Source organism: Corynebacterium sp. HMSC067D03 (genome assembly GCF_001811185.1).
In the GTDB taxonomy this organism is placed as follows: domain Bacteria; phylum Actinomycetota; class Actinomycetes; order Mycobacteriales; family Mycobacteriaceae; genus Corynebacterium; species Corynebacterium coyleae.
On the sequence record NZ_KV803810.1, the window covers coordinates 1 to 423 of the forward strand.

1 pseudogene is annotated in these 423 nt (G+C 55.1%); it reads right to left on the bottom strand.

Going from position 1 to position 423, the window contains the following annotated elements:
• Positions 1-4: 4 nt before the first annotated feature.
• Positions 5-423 (bottom strand): annotated as a pseudogene (locus HMPREF2785_RS04595) (IS256 family transposase); the annotation flags it as partial.

Here is a 423-nt window from a genome sequence, read left to right on the forward strand (position 1 = left end):
GGGGTTAGATGTGGCCTTTTTGGATGCCGATTGAGTGTGTGTACTCGGTATCGATACCGTTGTCGTAGAGGGCTGGTCGTCCTGTTTCATAGTCGGCTTGGTTCTCGTTTCGGGTCAGGGTTGTAACTTTGGCGAGTTGGTCCTGGCCCCAGTTGGACTGCCTGGCGATGTGTATTGGATCGCCAGGCAGTTGCGTTTTCAGATACAGCCACCAATCCAGCATTTTGCGTTGGTGCTCACCGCGTCTGCCGCGATGAGTTCTCGCAAGGAGCTTCAGCTGGGCGTTGATGCCGCCTTCAAGGCTGTTGGTGGTGGATTTGATCCGATGCGGCTTAAGCACACCTTTCGGGGGCTTGAGGTAGACAAACAGCAGGTCATTGCGCCACAGGTGGTTGAGACTGTTGTAGGCCTTGCGCACGTTGA